The organism is Rhizobium sp. M10 (genome assembly GCF_002531955.1).
In the GTDB taxonomy this organism is placed as follows: Bacteria; Pseudomonadota; Alphaproteobacteria; order Rhizobiales; family Rhizobiaceae; genus Rhizobium; species Rhizobium etli_C.
Window position 1 is genome coordinate 1 of record NZ_NWTA01000021.1, and the last position, 16,793, is coordinate 16,793.

General features: G+C 60.4%; 15 protein-coding genes and 1 pseudogene. 8 read left to right on the plus strand and 8 right to left on the minus strand.

All coding sequences use genetic code 11. The features are described 5' to 3' along the window. Window positions 1-215: 215 nt before the first annotated feature. Window positions 216-962, minus strand: a complete 747-nt coding sequence (locus CO671_RS25605; RefSeq protein WP_097608342.1) for a glucose 1-dehydrogenase — start codon at window positions 960-962, stop codon at window positions 216-218. A gap of 106 nt (window positions 963-1,068) precedes the next feature. On the opposite strand from CO671_RS25605, the gene CO671_RS25610 reads away from it, so the two are divergent. Next, window positions 1,069-1,440, plus strand: a complete 372-nt coding sequence (locus CO671_RS25610) for a helix-turn-helix domain-containing protein (RefSeq protein WP_010031260.1) — start codon at window positions 1,069-1,071, stop codon at window positions 1,438-1,440. A gap of 185 nt (window positions 1,441-1,625) precedes the next feature. On the opposite strand, the gene CO671_RS25615 is transcribed toward CO671_RS25610, so the two are convergent. Both CO671_RS25615 and CO671_RS25620 read right to left on the minus strand, forming a co-directional pair. Further along, window positions 1,626-1,883 carry a GlsB/YeaQ/YmgE family stress response membrane protein gene (locus CO671_RS25615; RefSeq protein WP_097608282.1) on the minus strand — a complete coding sequence of 86 codons (258 nt, stop codon included), beginning with the start codon at window positions 1,881-1,883 and terminating at the stop codon, window positions 1,626-1,628. 190 nt (window positions 1,884-2,073) lie between these two features. Further along, window positions 2,074-2,340, minus strand: coding sequence for a DUF2277 domain-containing protein (locus CO671_RS25620; RefSeq protein ID WP_097608283.1), 267 nt, complete (start codon window positions 2,338-2,340; stop codon window positions 2,074-2,076). Window positions 2,341-2,590: 250 nt separating this feature from the next. Between CO671_RS25620 and CO671_RS34290 the strand changes: the two are divergent. From CO671_RS34290 to CO671_RS25645, 5 genes and pseudogenes are all read left to right on the plus strand, one after another. Further along, window positions 2,591-2,728 (plus strand): annotated as a pseudogene (locus tag CO671_RS34290) (transcriptional regulator); the annotation flags it as partial. Window positions 2,729-3,149: 421 nt separating this feature from the next. Then, window positions 3,150-4,307, plus strand: coding sequence for a PHB depolymerase family esterase (locus tag CO671_RS25630; RefSeq protein WP_097608284.1), 1,158 nt, complete (start codon window positions 3,150-3,152; stop codon window positions 4,305-4,307). A 584-nt stretch (window positions 4,308-4,891) separates the two neighbouring features. Continuing rightward, window positions 4,892-6,022, plus strand: coding sequence for a TRAP transporter substrate-binding protein (locus CO671_RS25635; RefSeq protein WP_097608285.1), 1,131 nt, complete (start codon window positions 4,892-4,894; stop codon window positions 6,020-6,022). 58 nt (window positions 6,023-6,080) lie between these two features. Beyond that, complete coding sequence (locus CO671_RS25640; RefSeq protein ID WP_097608286.1) at window positions 6,081-6,728, plus strand: TRAP transporter small permease subunit; 648 nt, start codon at window positions 6,081-6,083, stop codon at window positions 6,726-6,728. After that, window positions 6,725-8,152 carry a TRAP transporter large permease subunit gene (locus CO671_RS25645; protein ID WP_097608287.1) on the plus strand — a complete coding sequence of 476 codons (1,428 nt, stop codon included), beginning with the start codon at window positions 6,725-6,727 and terminating at the stop codon, window positions 8,150-8,152. Before CO671_RS25640 ends, CO671_RS25645 begins: the two co-directional genes overlap by 4 nt. A 316-nt stretch (window positions 8,153-8,468) precedes the next feature. Here CO671_RS25645 and CO671_RS25655 read toward each other — a convergent pair whose 3' ends face one another. Continuing rightward, window positions 8,469-8,996, minus strand: coding sequence for a cytochrome c (locus tag CO671_RS25655; protein WP_097608343.1), 528 nt, complete (start codon window positions 8,994-8,996; stop codon window positions 8,469-8,471). A 272-nt stretch (window positions 8,997-9,268) separates the two neighbouring features. Further along, entirely contained in the window at window positions 9,269-9,676 is a 408-nt protein-coding gene (locus tag CO671_RS25660; RefSeq protein ID WP_097608289.1) for a helix-turn-helix domain-containing protein, read from the minus strand. Between the two features lie 101 nt (window positions 9,677-9,777). Here CO671_RS25660 and CO671_RS25665 point away from each other — a divergent pair, with 101 nt between their 5' ends. Next, window positions 9,778-10,899 carry an NADH:flavin oxidoreductase gene (locus CO671_RS25665; RefSeq protein WP_097608290.1) on the plus strand — a complete coding sequence of 374 codons (1,122 nt, stop codon included), beginning with the start codon at window positions 9,778-9,780 and terminating at the stop codon, window positions 10,897-10,899. 116 nt (window positions 10,900-11,015) lie between these two features. Here the strand turns inward: CO671_RS25665 and CO671_RS25670 are convergent, their stop codons facing one another. The 3 genes from CO671_RS25670 to CO671_RS25680 all read right to left on the minus strand — a co-directional run bounded on the left by CO671_RS25670 (window position 11,016) and on the right by CO671_RS25680 (window position 15,741). Further along, the gene (locus CO671_RS25670; protein ID WP_097608291.1) at window positions 11,016-12,788 is read right to left on the minus strand and encodes an adenylate/guanylate cyclase domain-containing protein; all 1,773 of its coding nucleotides are present in this window, start codon (window positions 12,786-12,788) and stop codon (window positions 11,016-11,018) included. 201 nt (window positions 12,789-12,989) lie between these two features. After that, complete coding sequence (locus tag CO671_RS25675) at window positions 12,990-14,765, minus strand: adenylate/guanylate cyclase domain-containing protein (protein ID WP_097608292.1); 1,776 nt, start codon at window positions 14,763-14,765, stop codon at window positions 12,990-12,992. Between the two features lie 328 nt (window positions 14,766-15,093). Next, window positions 15,094-15,741, minus strand: a complete 648-nt coding sequence (locus CO671_RS25680; RefSeq protein WP_097608293.1) for a TetR/AcrR family transcriptional regulator — start codon at window positions 15,739-15,741, stop codon at window positions 15,094-15,096. A gap of 138 nt (window positions 15,742-15,879) precedes the next feature. On the opposite strand from CO671_RS25680, the gene CO671_RS25685 reads away from it, so the two are divergent. Continuing rightward, window positions 15,880-16,773, plus strand: coding sequence for an NAD(P)/FAD-dependent oxidoreductase (locus tag CO671_RS25685; protein WP_097608294.1), 894 nt, complete (start codon window positions 15,880-15,882; stop codon window positions 16,771-16,773). The last annotated feature ends 20 nt before the right edge of the window (window positions 16,774-16,793 follow it).

The window sequence follows — 16,793 nt, forward strand, 5'->3', positions numbered from 1 at the left end:
AACGATGGTGAGGCAACAGCTGCAGCGTTGCGCCTCTTGCCGATGGCCCTCCCCAACCTCCGTCATTCCAGGCCTTGAGCCTGGAATCCAAGGCCGCAGCCGAGGAGGCCGGTATGGGTCCTCAGGTCAAGCCCGAGGACGGCGGAGGGTGGGGTGAAGCTGGTGCCGACACACGATGCGCAGGCGCAAGAAAACGCGCGCGCCTCACTCAATGCTTAGCGGAAACCGCCGCTGGCACCCAATCGTTCGCCGGTCATCCAGCGGGCGTCGTCGGACGCGAGGAAGACGGCGACGCCGGCGATATCGTCCGGCTGGCCGATGCGGGCAAGCGGCGTCTGGGCGACGACCACCTGCTCGAGATCCGAGCCGATGACGCCGGCCGTGTGCGCCCCCTCGGTCTCGACCATGCCTGGCAGGATGGCGTTGACGCGGATCTTGCGCGGGCCGAGTTCCTTGGCGAGCACGCTGTTGATGCCCTCGAGCGCACCCTTGGTGCCGGTATAGACGGCCGAGGACGGCGGCGCCATGCTGGTGACCACCGAGGAGATGTTGATGACGCTGCCGCCCTCGCCGAGGTGCTTGACCGCCGCCTGGGTGGTCAGGAGAACGCCGAGAACGTTGACGTCGAAGATGCGGCGATAATGTTCCTCGGTCACTTCCTCGATCGAGGCGAATTCGTAGACGCCTGAGTTGTTGACCAGCACATCGAGCTTGCCGAATTCCTTGACGGCGGCATCGACCAGACCCTGCGCCTGGTCGGCCTTGGAAACATCGCCCTGAACCGCGATGGCCTTGCCGCCGGCCGCGCCGATCGCCTCGACCACGGCGTCGGCTCCCGCCTTGCTCGAGGCGTAATTCACCACCACCTTTGCCCCTTCGGCCGCCAGCGCCTTGGCAATCGCCGCGCCGATGCCCTTGGAGGCCCCCGTGACCACTGCGACCTTTCCGGTGAGCTTCGCCATTTTGAATTCCTTCTGATCCGGACTGCCGCCGTTATTGGCGGCTTGTTCCATAGTTCAGAAATTCGGAACTGTTGATCTCGATGTCAAGGGGCGCTATATAAAATTCATGAGACCGCTTTTTCACCCAGCCTTGGAGGATATACGCCCGGAGGCGATCCTCTATGCGCTGTCCGATCCGGAGCGCGTCACGATCTTCGCAAAGCTTGCCACCGCCGGCTGCGGCGGCACTTGCTCGGCCCTTGCCGACCTCGGCGACCGCATCATTCCGAAATCGTCGCTCTCCAACCATTTCAAGGTGCTGCGCGAATCCGGCCTGATCCGCAGCGAGCGCCAGGGTGTCGAGATGCGCAACCAGACCCGCTGCGCGGAACTGGACGCACGCTTCCCTGGGCTGATCCGATCTATACTGGTGGCCTACGGACAGCTTCCCGGGCAGCTGGAGACGATGTCGCGGGAAAAAAGCCGCGACCGGCAATGAGCCGTAGCGGCGTTGGTTGAGGCTTTGCTCATGACCGATGAGAGGGAAATCCGCCGCTGCCATTAAAGGTCCGGCTTGCTGTTGGCCGGGCGCCTTGAACACGAGATGACCACGCCTCAAGCCACGCTCGCGCGCGGCAGGAGTGCGTGAAGAAGGCGGCCGTTTTGGGGGCGCCTCCTGTTTCGTCAGGCCGGACGTTTGATCATTCTTGCAATAGCGATCAGGATGCAGGCTCCGATGAAGCCCGCGATCAGATAACCCAGCCATCCGCCAAGGGCGACGCCGAAGAGCGACAGGATAAAGTTGGCGACGATGGCGCCGACAATGCCGAGAAGAACGTTCATCAGCACGCCCATGTTGCTCTTCATGAACATCTCGGCGAGCCAGCCGGCAATGCCGCCGATGATGATTGCGGCGATCCAGCCGATACCTTCATTTTCCATAGGATTTCCCCATTGTGAATTATTGAGCGCCGGCGCGGGCCACCGTGTCCCGCAGATCGAGCGAAACCGATGGCGAAGCGACAGGACTATAACCTTCCGCGACGCGAGTTGGTTCCGTAAGGCCCCCGCCCCCAAGGCGATGCGTGCTCTTGTTGATCCGGTTCAGCTCACGTGTCGGCTCGGGCTCTTTTCATGCAAAGCGCATCGCTGATCGCGCACGCGCCTTCGCCGCGACTTCGGCACGGTCGCGAGGCGGCTGAGCGGTCTCCAGCGAATGAAGCAGCTCGTGGGCGCACTTCGCGATGGAATTGACCGCCTGCTCGAAGGCGGCCTCATTGCGTTTCGAGGGCTTGTTGGTTCCGCTCAGCTTCCGCACGAACTGTAATGCGGCATCATGGATCTCCTCGTCCGTCGCCGGCGGATCGAAATTGAAGAGAGGCTTGATATTTCGGCACATGACTTGCTCCCGTCGTCTCCCTCCCCTTCGGGAGGACTGCTTGCCATAAACTAGTCGCGCGAGCGTAAATGACAAACGGTCCGGTCGTCAGGCAGCAACAGCCCCCACCCTCCCCCATCCCAGGCCTTGAGCCTGGATCCACGGCCAATCGACGAGGCCGGCATGGGTCCTCGGGGTCAAGCGGGAGGACGACGGAGAGTGGGTGGAAGTCCGGCGCCTTCAGTCGCCGGTCTGGTCAGAGGCGGGCTTCTGGCAGGTAGGCTACGAGGAGTCCGCCTTCTTTCGACGCTTGTTCAGGCGGATCACCGGCTTGGCTCCGGGGAACTATCGTCGTCGGTTCCAGGTGCCGGCCTATGCCAAGCGGCCGTCATCGCAGCAGCACGGCTGATGCGGCATCAGCAGGGTTGTCGTCACCCCACCTCCCGTCCATTCGGGTAAAGGGCTCCCCGAAATAGAAAAGCCTGCCGCGGGAGGAGGTGCGGCAGGCTTTCCTAAAAGAACCGAACAGCGACCTGGGAGGAGGAGTGCCGCTGTTCCAACAGACGTCCCTTCGGGAGGAGGAGTGGGCCGTCTGAATTTCGAAGCGTTGCGGGAGGAGGTGCATCGCTTCGATAAAAATAATCATACTCGCACCAACGCCATCCGCCAGCGCCTATGTTGCACTGCAGCTATGCACCCGCCGCAACTATCGGCGGGATAGATAGGCATTGCTGCCCCTGATTTGTCGGCTGCTCTGCCGCTCCCATGGAATTTTCGATGCCTTAAGGCCTCGGACAAATGCGCGGGCGAATTAACCTGGGAGCCCCATTGTGCGGCGCAGCAATCGTCCCCACATCGAGAGTCCAGGCCGATTGGCGGCCAAGGAGACGACATTGCTCGACAAGCCCCCACAAAATCACCGCTTGGTCGAAATCGAGAGGTTTGGCTCCAATCCGGGGTCATTAAAGGCGTGGCTGTATCTGCCTTCGATCATGGCTCCCGGCACCCCGCTTGTCGTTGCGCTGCATGGCTGCACACAGACGGCGGAGGGCTACGCTGCAGGTTCCGGCTGGTCCCAGCTCGCCGAGCGGCGCGGATTTGCGGTGCTTTATCCCGAGCAACAGCGCTCGAACAATGCCAATCTCTGCTTCAACTGGTTCGAGCCCGCCGACATCAGCCGGGATGCGGGAGAGGCATTGTCCATCCGGCAGATGATCGGCCATCTCGTCGAGGCGCAGGGCATCGATCCGAAGCGCATCTTTATCACCGGCCTGTCGGCAGGCGGTGCGATGGCGAACGTCATGCTGTCGACCTACCCTGAGATATTTGCAGGCGGCGCAATCATCGGCGGGCTGCCCTATGGCGTGGCAGGCACCGTGGCAGAGGCCTTCCAGCGCATGCAAGGCCGCAATCCGCCGACTGTCTCCAAGCTGCAATCGGTTCTCAAGCGCGCATCGAACCACCGCGGGCCCTGGCCTAGGATTTCGATCTGGCACGGCACGCATGACCAGACGGTCCGAACCAGGAATGCCGATCAGATCGCCCAGCAATGGAGCGGCGTGCACTCCCTTGCCATCGAGCCGACGCGGAGCGAGTTGATACACGGCCATAGGCGCAAGGTCTGGCTCGACGCGCAAGGCATCGAAGCCGTCGAGATCTATCTCGTCAAGGGCATGGGCCACGGCGTTCCCCTGGCGACGAGCAGCGACCGCGCGATCGGGAGAGCCGGCCCGCATATGCTCGAGGCGGGGATTTCCTCGACCGTTCGTATCGCACATGCATGGAATCTGGCGATGGAAGCAGACGTCGAGGAGGCTGAGGCAGCCGGAAATTTTGCCCGCCGCGAAGAGCCCGACGCCGCTCCATCCACGATAGATAGAGCATTGCGCTACGCCAGGTCGCGCGCCAACACCGCCAGCGCCGCCCCCGACGGCAAGATCGCCAAGGTCATAAACGACGCGCTTCGAGCGGCGGGGCTGATGCGATAGCAGGACAATCGCGGCAAGCGGGAATGATCACCTTGATCACAAGGCGCCAAAAGCCGCTCGCCGCGGCGGGGGTGTAGCTCCCGTCGGGCTACACCAGCCCTTCGTCACATCCCCGCCGCCGTGTGGACGCCAGCCATGACCGCTTCGGGCCGACAGCGGCCGAAGCCTCGGCAGCTTCGCGCCCCGTTCTCGGTCATAGAGTCTGTGCGCCATGTGTGGACGTCGGCTCTCGATGGCTTGATCGACTTGGGACGAAGGCGATCAAGAACGAGCACATGGTTCCAGTTCAGCACATGGCTCCAGTTCATCGTTGACGGGCGAAAGCAGCTCTTTCTTTCTCAAGCTTAGGTAGTCCGGACAACGCGGAGTAGCGGTACTGCGCCTTGGTCGTTGGACCACAGCCCCAAGCTGTCATCAACAACACTTGAACGTCTGTCGGAATTGCAAAAAGTGTGCATAATAGACAAATGAGAACAATCAGTTGTTGATACTGATCGCGAAAAAGTTGGGAGCCCTCCTCTTCAACTTGGCAGACTATCAGGAAATGCAGGGAGAATTCGACTACAATCCAGGGAGGAAGAACAATGAACAAAAAGGCAGTATCGCGTCGAGAGTTGCTGGGAGCATCGACGCTCGCTGGAGTAACCGCAGTTGGGGCTCTTGCCGCCCCGGCGGTGCTGGCCCAGGCACCCACCGTCATCAAAATGCAAACATCCTGGCCCGCGTCGGACATCTGGATGGATTTTGCCCGCCTGTACGTCGAACGGGTCGAGCGAATGTCCGGCGGACGCCTGAAGTTCGAACTAATGCCTGCCGGTACGGTCGTCGGCGCGTTTCAGGTGCTCGACGGCGTCAACGATGGCGTGATCGACGCAGCCCACACCGTTCCCGTCTATTGGTACGGAAAGCACAAGGCAGCTTCCCTCTTCGGTACCGGGCCGGTATTTGGCGGCAGCGCAACCACCATGCTCGGATGGTTCCATCAAGGTGGCGGCAAGGATCTCTACCGAGAACTCACCCAGGACATCATGGGGCTGAACGTTTACGGCTTCTATGGCTTCCCAATGCCCGCGCAGCCGTTCGGCTGGTTCAAGACCCCGGTCGCGACCGTGAACGACATCAACGGCCTCAAATATCGTACGGTCGGGCTCGCCGCCGATCTCATGCAGAATATGGGCATGAGCGTCGCTCAACTTCCGGGCGGCGAGATCGTGCCGGCAATGGAGCGAGGTGTCATCGACGCCTTCGAGTTCAACAATCCCTCCTCTGACATACGGTTTGGTTCGCAGGATGTCGCCAAGAACTACGTGCTGTCGTCCTACCATCAAGCGAGCGAATCTTTCGAGTTCCTCTTCAACAAGGATGTGTTTGACGACCTTCCCGAGGATCTGCAGGCGATCCTGGAATATGGCGTGGAGGCAGCAAGCACGGCGATAACAGCGTCCGCGATGGACAACTATTCAAGCGACCTTCAAAAACTCCAGGCCGAACATGGGGTGACCGTGCACCGCACTCCAAAGGAAATTCTGGATGCGCAACTGAAGGCCTGGGATGCGATCATCCCGACGCTTGAAGCGGATGCGTTCATGAAGAAGGTGCTCGACAGTCAGCGGCAGTGGGTGGAGAGGGTCGTGTACTACGAATTGATGAACTCCGCCGATCTCGCACTCGCCTATGAGCACTATTTCCCCGGAAAATTGAACCTCGGAAAATAGATGGTAAGGCCCGGTATTTCCGGGCCTCGTCCCTCATCGAGGTTAGGGAGGCGCTTGCATGCTCCGTTACATTGCATTCGCCGACGATTTGTCGGCGTGGTTCGGCAAGGTGTTCGCGTGGGGGGTACTCATCATGGCCTTCGGCGTCGGCTATGAGGTTGTTGCACGCTACCTCTTTCGCGCGCCGACACCCTGGGCCTTCGACCTGAGCTACATGCTCTATGGAACGATCTTCATGATGGCGGGAGCCTATACCCTCTCGCGTGATGGCCATGTGCGCGGCGACTTCATCTACCGGCTCTGGAAACCGCGCACGCAGGCCAGGCTTGAACTGGTGTTGTACTTCATCTTTTTCTTCCCCGGTATAACCGCGCTTGTGTTCTCGGGCTGGAAATATGCCGCACGCAGCTGGCGCTACCTGGAGGTCAGTTCCAACAGTCCCGCCGGTGTGCCGATCTTCCAGTTCAAGGCCGTGATCGTCGCCGCCGGCATTCTCCTGTTCCTGCAGGGCGTGGCGCAGGTCTTCCGCTGCATTCTCTGCATAAGGACGGGCGAATGGCCGAAGCAGGCCGAAGATGTCGAAGAACTGGAAAAGGTACTGCTGGAAACAAAAAGCCTGGACGTGCTCAAGTCCGAGGACGAGGGTTTCCTTCCGTCGCGGGAACTTGACGCTAGACGTGAACCACGGGATCGGGACGCTCAATGACGGATGCACATGTCGCCGTCGGGATGCTCCTCATCCTGATCCTCGCCATCTTCCTCGGCTTCCCGGTGGCGTTCACCTTGATGGCTCTGGGTGTCGGCTTCGGATATTATGCCTATTTCGATGCCGGCCGCATGTGGCGCGGCTATGACCGCGCGCTCGAATCCGGCGGCGATGCCTTTACACTGACGCAGACCTGGATCGGCGGTTTCTTCAACAACCGGATCTTCGATCTGTTCGTCAACCAGACCTACTCGGTCATCCAGAACGACGTGCTGACGGCGATCCCGCTGTTCCTGTTCATGGGCTACATCGTCGAGCGAGCCAACATCGTCGATCGGCTGTTCTCGACGCTGTTCAGCGTCACGCGCCGGGTGCCCGGCTCGATGGCGGTCGCCGCCCTGGCCACCTGCACACTCTTTGCCACGGCAACCGGCATCGTCGGGGCCGTGGTGACGTTGATGGGACTGCTCGCCCTACCAGCGATGCTCAAGGCAAAGTATGACGTGCGCTACGCGACGGGCGTGATCTGCGCGGGCGGCACGCTCGGGATCCTGATCCCGCCTTCGATCCTGCTGATCGTCTATGCGGCCACCTCCGGGATCTCGGTTGTCCGAATGTATGCGGCGGCGCTCCTGCCCGGCCTCGCCCTGGCGGGGTTTTATCTCATCTATGTCGTGGTGCGAGCAATCCTGCAGCCGCAACTGGCGCCGCGGCCAACGAAAGAAGATGTGGGCGAGCACACGCCGGTCCAACTCGCCTGGATGATGCTTACATCCTTCGCGCCGCTCGCCTTTCTGATTCTTGCGGTGCTGGGTGCCATTCTCTTTGGCCTGGCAACGCCGTCGGAAGCCGCCGCAATCGGCGCATTGGGGGGACTGGCGCTTGCTGCGGCCTATCGGGCGCTGACCTGGCAGCGACTGAAGGAGTCGGTGTATCTGACGGCGCGAACGACCGCGATGGTCTGCTGGTTGTTCGTCGGTTCGGCGACCTTCGCATCGGTATTCGCCTATCTCGGCGGCCAACAGTTCATCAGTGACTTCGTGACCGGCCTGGACATGTCGCCGCTGATGTTCCTGATCCTGGCCCAGATCATCATCTTCCTTCTCGGCTGGCCTCTGGAATGGACTGAAATCATCGTCATCTTCATCCCGATCTTCATTCCGCTGCTGCCGCATTTCGGGATCGATCCGCTGTTCTTCGGTATCCTCGTGGCAATCAACCTGCAGACGGCCTTCCTGTCACCGCCCATGGCGATGTCGGCATACTACTTGAAGGGCGTCTCGCCTGCGCATGTCAAACTGACCGACATCTTCCGCGGCATGATGCCGTATATGTTGATCGTCATTCTCTGCATGGTGGTCATCTATCTGTTCCCGAGCATCGTCTACATGCTGCCGGATCTACTCTATGGAGGACAGAGATGACGCAGTGTCTGGTCCATTCCGAAAGGATAGACCGATGAACAGAAGCCGGTTTTTTGCAATATTTTCATTCGTGACGCTTGTCGCGTTCTGCGCGGTCATCCTGGCGTTTGTTCCACGGTTCGATTTGGCCGCTGCACTGCTGATCGGGATTGTCCCTGCGGGGTTCGACATCTGGGATCAGCTCTTTCGGCGACGCCCGTCGAAATCGTCTGGATAGACTGCAATCGTTCAACCGCCGCCCTTTCGCGACGGCAATCCGCTGTTACGCGAACTTCCGGTTATGCTGGCTGCCGTAGGGTTCGGTGGCGGCGCTGTTCTAGTTTGGTGCGGCAGCCGCGGTTTCACCCGGCGGCAAGATCCGGAACATGAAGGTTGAAACCTTCTCCCCCGGCTTGAAAGGTCCTGGGACCTGATGGCTGACCGGTTTCAGGCTTTGAAGGAAGACTGCAATTGATGTCACGTCTTCTTCGTTAAGTTGCGCGAATGCATGCCACGGCATGATTGGCGCCAGGAGGCGGCCATCCGGCCGCTGCCCGGTCTGAAGCGCAGCCACGATCTGTTCCCTGGTCCAGCTGCCGATGCCGGTCTCCTTGTCAGGCGTAATGTTGCGGCCGACGAAGACCCCCTGCCCCGGGATCTCAAAACCGACATCCGAGCCACCCAGAAATCGCGAGCTGTCCGGTTTTCCGAAGAAATATCCCGGTGTGTGGCAATCGTTGCAGCCGCCGATCGTGACGAGATATTCGCCGCGCGCAGTCTGCGCATCGTCGGCAGCTGCAATGCTCGACTGCAGCCCCAATGCCGAGACGGCCAAAAATGCCAACCGTACGCTCAATCGAAACATCTTCCCCTCCATGATATAGAAGCTCGCAGCTGCCACCGAACTGAATATCATGCTGAAGATGTTCTATATATTAGCCATATCGAATTAACGAAGATTGCGGGGAAGATGGCCGCCTACGGGCCAGCACTGAGCGAAGGAAGCTGCCCCAGGGGCAGTGGCCCCAGCCCTTTTGATTGACGCGACGATATCGTCGCAGCTTTGGCATAAGCATTTTGGTTTCCGCGCAGAACCGAGCCCGCCGTCGACCCAGTCATTAAAGCTGCGCGCTCGCGTCACAGCCGTAGCTGGATCAGCGATCGGTCCCCCTTCTTCCCACCATCAGCGCTGTCGAAAGCCTCTCTCGCCGCGGTGACCTCCGGCAGTTTTACGAGCGTCCATTTGTGCAGTTCCTGAAGCGGTTCCCGCAACGTGTGACCGAGTGGCGTCAGGTGGTATTGAACCGCGACCGGAGAAAGTGAAATCACCTCTCTCGCCACGAGACCGTTGCGCTCGAGCCGGCGAAGACATTGAGTGAGAGCCTTCTGCGTCACCCCTTGCAAACGGCGGCGAATGGCGTTGAAGCGCTGAGGCCCCTCATTGAGAACCGCAATCACCATCATCGACCACTTGTCAGCGATCTGATCGAATAGAGCCCGGCTTGGGCATTCGGAAGAGAAGCACAGCGGTTCAAGTTCGAGCATGTCGGTTTCCTTCAATATACCTAGGCGACTTCAGGTGCCTGATTGACGCTAGGTTTACAACGTATACCTAGAAGCCCGTTTTACGCAACGGAGTTCTACGAATGCCCAATCCCGATACAAGCAGCCTGTTTCGACCTTTCACCATTCGGTCGCTTGAACTGAAAAATCGTATAGTCATGGCGCCAATGACCCGCCTGTTTGCGCCCGAAGGCGTGCCGGGGCCGGCAAATGCCGACTACTATCGGCGCCGAGCAGAAGGTGGTGCGGGACTGCTACTATCTGAAGGGACCGTGATTGATCGCCCGGCCTCCCGCAACGACGGTGGGATTCCGTTTTTCCACGGGGATGCGGCGTTGAGAGGGTGGAAAAATGTGATCGACGCTGTCCATGGTGCCGGTGGTCGAATGGGGCCACAGATCTGGCACACCGGAGCGACGCGCTACATCAATAATTGGGAGCCCGACGCCCCGGTGGAGAGCCCGTCTGGCCTCAACGCGCCTGGTGAGGCTCGCGGCGTTGCGATGACTGAAGAGGATATCGCCGATTCTGTCGCAGCCTTCGCCAAAGCGGCGGCAGACGCCAAGCGGCTCGGCTTTGACACTGTTGAAATCCACGGCGCGCACGGCTACCTGATCGATCAATTCTTCTGGTCGGGCACGAACCTGCGCACCGACCGGTATGGCGGACCGACGATCAAGGAGCGCTCGCGCTTTGCCGGCGAGATCATTTCCGCCGTACGCGAAGCGGTGGGACCTGATTTCCCGATCATTATGCGCGTCAGTCAGTGGAAGCAGCAAGATTTAACCGTGCGTCTCGCAGAAACACCAGCAGAGATGGAGACTTGGCTCCTGCCGTTGGTTGAGGCCGGGGTGGATGTCCTTCACGTCTCGCAGCGTCGTTTCTGGGAACCGGAATTCCCGGAAATCGATGGCGAGAACGGCCTCAATGGCGCAGGCTGGGCAAAGAAGGTGACGGGTGCCGCCACGATCGCTGTCGGCTCGGTGGGCCTCGACAACGACGTGACGGCAAGCGCTTTTGTCGGCAAGGGGTCAGCCACGGCTAGCATCGATCGCTTGATCGAGCGCATGGACCGCAATGAGTTCGACCTTATTGCCGTGGGTCGCGCGCTGCTTACCGATCCAACTTGGGTCGCCAAAGTTGAGCATGGCGATTATGCGGAACTGAAGGGGTTCGACCCAGCTACCTTATCCGAGCTTGCCTGACACAGCCGGCGTGAGCGGATGCAAGCGCGGGCTGCATCCGTTCACCCCGCTGGCACTGGTTATTGCTCATCCTCGGTGCAAATGGCGGCAAAGGTTCAAGATCGGACATTGACCCGTCATTGTACGACCCCGGCATTGCGCAACCCCTCGATGACCAGCTCGAAATCGGCGGGGTTCTTGAAGGGCAAGACTTTGCGACGGTATTCCAAGGAGTAGTCGGGATTGACGCGCAGCACCTCTTGCCACCTCGCGCGCGCCTCTTCGAAACGGCCGAGGTGTCCGTAACAGGCGGCCAGAAGCGCGCGCGAGACATCGGTGACCGGGTTGCGGTTCACGCGCTGCAGCAACAGTTCGACGGCCTCTTCGTACCTTCGCAGTTGAAACAAGGCCAAGGCCTGGAAGTGGAGAACGACATCCGGAAAGTACGGGTTCAGGACCCTTGCCCGATCGAAATAGGCGAGCGCCTCCCCGGATCTGCCGGAATAGATGAGTGCCTCGCCGAGGCTGACCTGCCCTTCGGCGAAATTCGGATTGAGGATTATCGCACGCTCGGCCTCGCTGATGGCTTTATCGTGCTGTCGCGAATAAAGCTTGACCATGCTCAGTGCCCAGTGGGCCACGGGATCGCTATCGTCCCGCGCTGCCGCCAGTGTCGCGGCCTCTTCGGCTTGCTCGATAGAGCGCTGCGGCGACGCACTCCACCGGTTCAGGTAGTCCAGCCCGTGGGTAAGGGCGAGGAAGGCGTGCGCTGAGGCGAAGTTCGGGTCCAGTTCAACGGCACGTTGCAAAAGGTCGCGGGCGTCGCTGTTGGTTTGCTTCGTCAGCCGGTGCCACAGCTCCCGGCCGCGCAAGAAGCAGTCATAGGCCTCGGGGTGCCGGCTCTGCCCCGGCGCCAGTCTTTTCCGATCGCCCTCTGTCAGGTTGACCGCCAGCGCGTCGACGATCTGTTGCGTGACATCGTCCTGAACGGCGAATATGTCGGTGAGCTCGCGATCGAACCTCTCCGCCCATAGGTGCCCGCCGGTGGTCGCGTCGATGAGCTGCGCGGTGATGCGTACCCTGTTTCCCGATTTGCGGACGCTGCCCTCAAGGACATGCCGCACGCCGAGCTTCGTGCCCACCTCCTGCACCTGGACGTTCTTGCCCTTGAAAGTGAACGACGAATTGCGGGCGATGACGAAGAGCTGCGACAGCTTCGATAGCGCCGTGATGATGTCTTCCGAGATGCCGTCGGCGAAGTAATCCTGTTCGGCGTCACCGCTCATGTTGGCGAAGGGCAGGACGGCGATCGACAGCTTCGGCGGCGCTGCCGTCGCCGGTCGGCTCGTCGCGGTTTCGAAGGTCGCGGCTGCCTTGGTCGCGGCGCCGCCGACTTGCAGCGAATAGACCCGGATCGGCTCGGCGATGTTCTTGAGTTGCGTATTGCCGAGATCGCTGACCGAGAGGTCGAGCCTCGCCTTGACCTGGCGGTAGGCATCCTCGGACAGGCAGATCGCGCCCGCCGCGGCGACGCCCTCCAGTCGCGAGGCGATGTTGACGCCGTCGCCCATCAGATCGCCGTCGCTTTCTTCGACGACGTCGCCCAAATGGATACCGATCCGGAACTCGATGCGACGATCCTGCGGCACGCCGTCATTGCGCTCCACCATGCCGTTCTGCACCTCGATGGCGCAGCGGACGGCGTCCACCACGCTGCGGAACTCGACCAGCGCACCATCGCCGGTGCGCTTCACCACCCGGCCATGGTGCACGGCGATCGTCGGATCGATGAGATCGCTGCGCAGTGCCCGCAACCTCGCCAGGATGCGGTCCTCGTCGGCGCCGGCAAGTCGGCTGTACCCAACCACATCAGCGGCCAGGATTGCAGCCAGCTTTCGGGTCTCGCTCATGGCGCCGTCTCCTCGCTTCCACGATAGCAGGGAGACAGAAGGCAAGAAAGAACTTTGAGCCGCTGCTCAGAGCGAGCTTAGGTGAGATCGTGTTGTGGACGCAGGCTCCCGGCCGTTCGATGCGGCCGTTGCGAAGCCCACTCAGGATCAGGTCCATGCCCACCCCGAGAAGCCGGAACAGGAGTCTTCCAAGTGACGCGATTATTCTTCGATCAGACGCTTCTCTCCCGGTGGGAGCCCGTGCTCGATCAACCTGTCGAGGTAGTCGCAATAAGGACTACCTTCATAAAATGGGTGGGCCGCGTCTCGGACGGATTCCGCGTTCAGGTTTGGAAACTTCTTCAAAGCATCAGAGATCCAGATCCTCACCTCATCGCTATTGCCGGCCCTGAGGGCGAGCAACGCTGACCCAATGAATGGAAAATAGGTTGTGCGTTCGAAGGACGCGCCTTCCCGTAGAAGCAGCCGGGCCGTTGACAGGTCATCGGGCTCGCCTCTCAGCATCAACCCAATACCGAGCAGTGTCTTGAACGCAAACATAGACGGATCGTGAGGGCTGAGATCGATGGCATTTTGTGCGGCTCTAATCGTTGCATCGGCGTCCCTGAGCCGCACGGCTGCCATTCCATGTGCGAAGTGAAGAAACGCGTAGTTTTGATTTAATGCAAGACCCTGTTCAGCGACAGGCATGGCCTCAGCCGCTCGCCCGTCCACCGTAAGAAGGAGGGACATCATCGCGTAGGCGATATCGCTCCGCCTGTCGATTTCTAACGCCTTCGTGGCGAACGATAATCCTTCCTCGACAGCGACCGGCACATCTGCGGCACGCCCCCAAAGGACGAGTGCGTATCGGTGACGAGCTAAATAGGCGTAGGGAAGTGCGAAATTCGGATCGTGTTCGAGCGCTTGTCGAAGGAACTTCTCGGCAGTGGCTTGCGAACCTGCTTCGAAGGAAAGCAATTCAGCGAAGCCGCGGTGACAAAGTTCCCAAGCAGTAAGGTTGTCCGTCGATTTGGCGAGGGCGAGGCTCCGTTCGTGCGCTCCCAGCTCTGGTTCGATGCCCGCGATAATCCGGCGCGTTATCTCGTCCTGCACATCAAAAAAATCGGCGATCGGACGATCCCAGCGCTCGGCCCAGATGTGTGCTCCGGACAGCGCGTCGACGAGCTGTACAGTGATCCTCAGCCGTTCACCGGACCGCCGAACCGATCCTTCCACGACATAGCGCACACCAAGTTCCCGGGCGATCTTGCGTACGTCCTTGGCTGTTCCCTTGTAGGCGAAAGTCGAGTTGCGAGCGATCACGAACAACCATCGAAAGCGACTGAGTTCCGTAATGACGTCTTCGACCAGTCCGTCGACAAAGAAGTCCTGATCGGGGGTGACAGAAAAATTCTGGAATGGGAGAACCGCGATCGAAGCACGTACCTGTCCGGAGAGCCGAACCGGGCTGGGCGCCGTGCCGTCCAGCTCGACCTGCCACACGTCAATTGGTTCGGGGATGTTCTTAACGGACTGTGGCCCGAGCCACGTCATCCCAGCATCTATCTTGCTTTGCACATGATCATAGATTGCACGAGATATGCAGATGCCTCCGGCGGGTGCGATGGTTTCCAAACGCGCAGTGATGTTGACGCAGTCGCCGAGGATGTCGTCGCCATCGATCACCACATCTCCCAGATGAATACCGATGCGGAAACGCAGACGTTGGTCTTCCCTTTGAGGAGACTCGCGCGAGATCAAATTGCGCTGCATGAGAAGAGCCGCTCTTACCGCCAACACTGGCGATGGGAATTCGACCAGGAGCCCGTCGCCCATGGTTTTGACGATGCGGCCACCGCCCTCCATAATTGCCGGGTCAATCACGTTGGTTCGCGCGTCGCGCAGCCGCGAAATGGTGCCTTCCTCGTCCGCCGCCATGAGACGAGAATAGCCGACCAAATCCGCAGCCATTATTGTAGTAAGACGACGTTCCACGCTTGCCCCTCCGCCAGGAAAATACACTAACTCCTGATAAGCAAATGCGAAAGCGCTCTGGAGCCGGGCGAATCAGGCCAGGAAAGAAAAATCCAGAGCGAATGCGCTGATGCCGCACCCGAGGGATCCGCTTCTCTCTTCGGCTTTCCGATGCCGAGCGGGAATGGTGGTGGCTTGAGACAGATGGTCTCTCCATATTCTTCGGGCCGAGACCACGCGCCTTTTGCGTCCCCTCATCCTCAACACGAGGCGCACATTCGGCGATACGCCCCAAGCCGGGCACCAAGCGTCGGCGAGCGCGAGTAAACCTAGCGCATCCTCGCCCAGGCTATCCGCCCGCGTGGTCGTTGCCACCGTGCGCGGCGATGAACATGGCGACGGCCGACCGGCAATAGGATTCGATTTCGTTGTCGTCCTCTGCTCGCGCCTCATCGAAGCGTGCAGTAATCAGGAGATCGGATCCTTTGAAGAGCGCGCCAAACAAGCGGGCGGACCGGAGAGGATCGGGCACGTTCAGAACCGCCTTCGCGTGCAACTGACGCAACAGGGCCTCGATTTGGGCGATGACATGGGCGGGGCCGGCTTCGTAATAGAGCTTGCTTAACGACTTTTGATTCGTCTTGTCGGCCATGACCATGGCTTCGACACTGCGGACGTCCGGGCTCAACAGCGTGCGAAGCAGGGATGATCCCACCGCCATGAGCTGCTCTTCGGCCGAACCGTCGACGCCTTCAAAAAGGGCCTGTGGTGCAAACTGATGGCAGCGGTCCGCGATGGCCGCGCTGAACAGCGCCTCCTTGTTCTCGAAGTGCCGATAAATGCTGAGCTTGGATATCTTCGCTCGCTGGGTGACCTTGTCCAATGTCGTCGCTTGAAAACCCAATTCCACAAAGAGTTCGTATGCTGCGTCGACTATCGTTTGGCCAAGCGCTTGGTTGGTAGGCCGACCGCGTCGACCCTGGCTTTGTTCGGTCACGACAATTAAGATCCTTGACAGTATCGTTATTCATGCTTTACGATACCACGTAGTATCGGAAATATGCAAGCCAAAGAGTGGATTTTACACTGTCCTCCCAGCCCAACCCCCTCCATCCACAACACGGAGCTTATCACCATGGATGACGTCATCATCATCGGCGGCAGCTTTGCCGGTCTCGCCGCCGCCCTGCAGCTCGGCCGTGCCCGACGCAAGGTCACCGTTCTCGATACCGGCCTGCCGCGCAATCGCTTCGCTGGCCACTCGCATGGCCTGCTCGGCCACGATCACAGGCCGCCGCTGGACATTCTGGCCGAGGCGCGGCAGCAGCTGGCGCGTTATCCCACGATCAAGCTGGTCAGTAGCCGGGCCGACAGCATCTCCGGCCCCATCGACGATTTCCACGTCCTCACGTCCGACGGCGAAAGCTTTGGCGCGCGCCGCGTGATCCTGAGCTATGGCGTCGCTGATCAGATGCCTGATGTTCCGGGCTTTGCCGAAAGCTGGGGCACCTCCATCGTGCCCTGCCCCTATTGCGACGGCTTTGAAGTCGCCGGCCAGCATTGGGGCCTCGCCTGGTCCGGTCCGCAGTCGCACAATCAGGCCAGGCTTTTCCACGATTGGACCGACAGGTTGACGCTGTTCGCCGATGGTCACGACATTCCGCCCGATATCCGGGCCGATCTGGCTCGCCGCAGCATACCTGTCGTCGACGGCCGGATCACCGGGATCGCCCGTCACGGGGGCCACAGCGCCACCGTCAAACTCGATACCGCCCCCGATGTCGCCGTCGACATCCTGTTCGCTCATCCGCGCAACAAGCCGTCCGCCAGCCTGCATGAATCACTGGGCCTCGCCACGGTCGATACGCCCAGCGGCATCGCCCTCAAGGTCGATGAGCGCCGCGAGACCAGCATCCCCGGCATCTACGCCGCCGGCGATCTCGCCAACCCCGGAATGCCCTCGGTCACGACGGCATCATGGCAAGGCGCGATGGCGGGTATCTTCGCCCAGCAGTCGATGCTAGTTTGAGTGCACAGATTGGAGGGGAG

Coding starts and splice junctions, on each gene's coding strand:
- CO671_RS25645 (WP_097608287.1), top strand. CDS start 6,725: ATGACGGATGCACATGTCGCCGTCGGGATGCTCCTCATCCTGATCCTC.
- CO671_RS25685 (WP_097608294.1), top strand. CDS start 15,880: ATGGATGACGTCATCATCATCGGCGGCAGCTTTGCCGGTCTCGCCGCC.
- CO671_RS25610 (WP_010031260.1), top strand. CDS start 1,069: ATGAGACCGCTTTTTCACCCAGCCTTGGAGGATATACGCCCGGAGGCG.
- CO671_RS25655 (WP_097608343.1), bottom strand. CDS start 8,996: ATGTTTCGATTGAGCGTACGGTTGGCATTTTTGGCCGTCTCGGCATTG.
- CO671_RS25615 (WP_097608282.1), bottom strand. CDS start 1,883: ATGGAAAATGAAGGTATCGGCTGGATCGCCGCAATCATCATCGGCGGC.
- CO671_RS25665 (WP_097608290.1), top strand. CDS start 9,778: ATGCCCAATCCCGATACAAGCAGCCTGTTTCGACCTTTCACCATTCGG.
- CO671_RS25670 (WP_097608291.1), bottom strand. CDS start 12,788: ATGAGCGAGACCCGAAAGCTGGCTGCAATCCTGGCCGCTGATGTGGTT.
- CO671_RS25605 (WP_097608342.1), bottom strand. CDS start 962: ATGGCGAAGCTCACCGGAAAGGTCGCAGTGGTCACGGGGGCCTCCAAG.
- CO671_RS25620 (WP_097608283.1), bottom strand. CDS start 2,340: ATGTGCCGAAATATCAAGCCTCTCTTCAATTTCGATCCGCCGGCGACG.
- CO671_RS25635 (WP_097608285.1), top strand. CDS start 4,892: ATGAACAAAAAGGCAGTATCGCGTCGAGAGTTGCTGGGAGCATCGACG.
- CO671_RS25640 (WP_097608286.1), top strand. CDS start 6,081: ATGCTCCGTTACATTGCATTCGCCGACGATTTGTCGGCGTGGTTCGGC.
- CO671_RS25660 (WP_097608289.1), bottom strand. CDS start 9,676: ATGCTCGAACTTGAACCGCTGTGCTTCTCTTCCGAATGCCCAAGCCGG.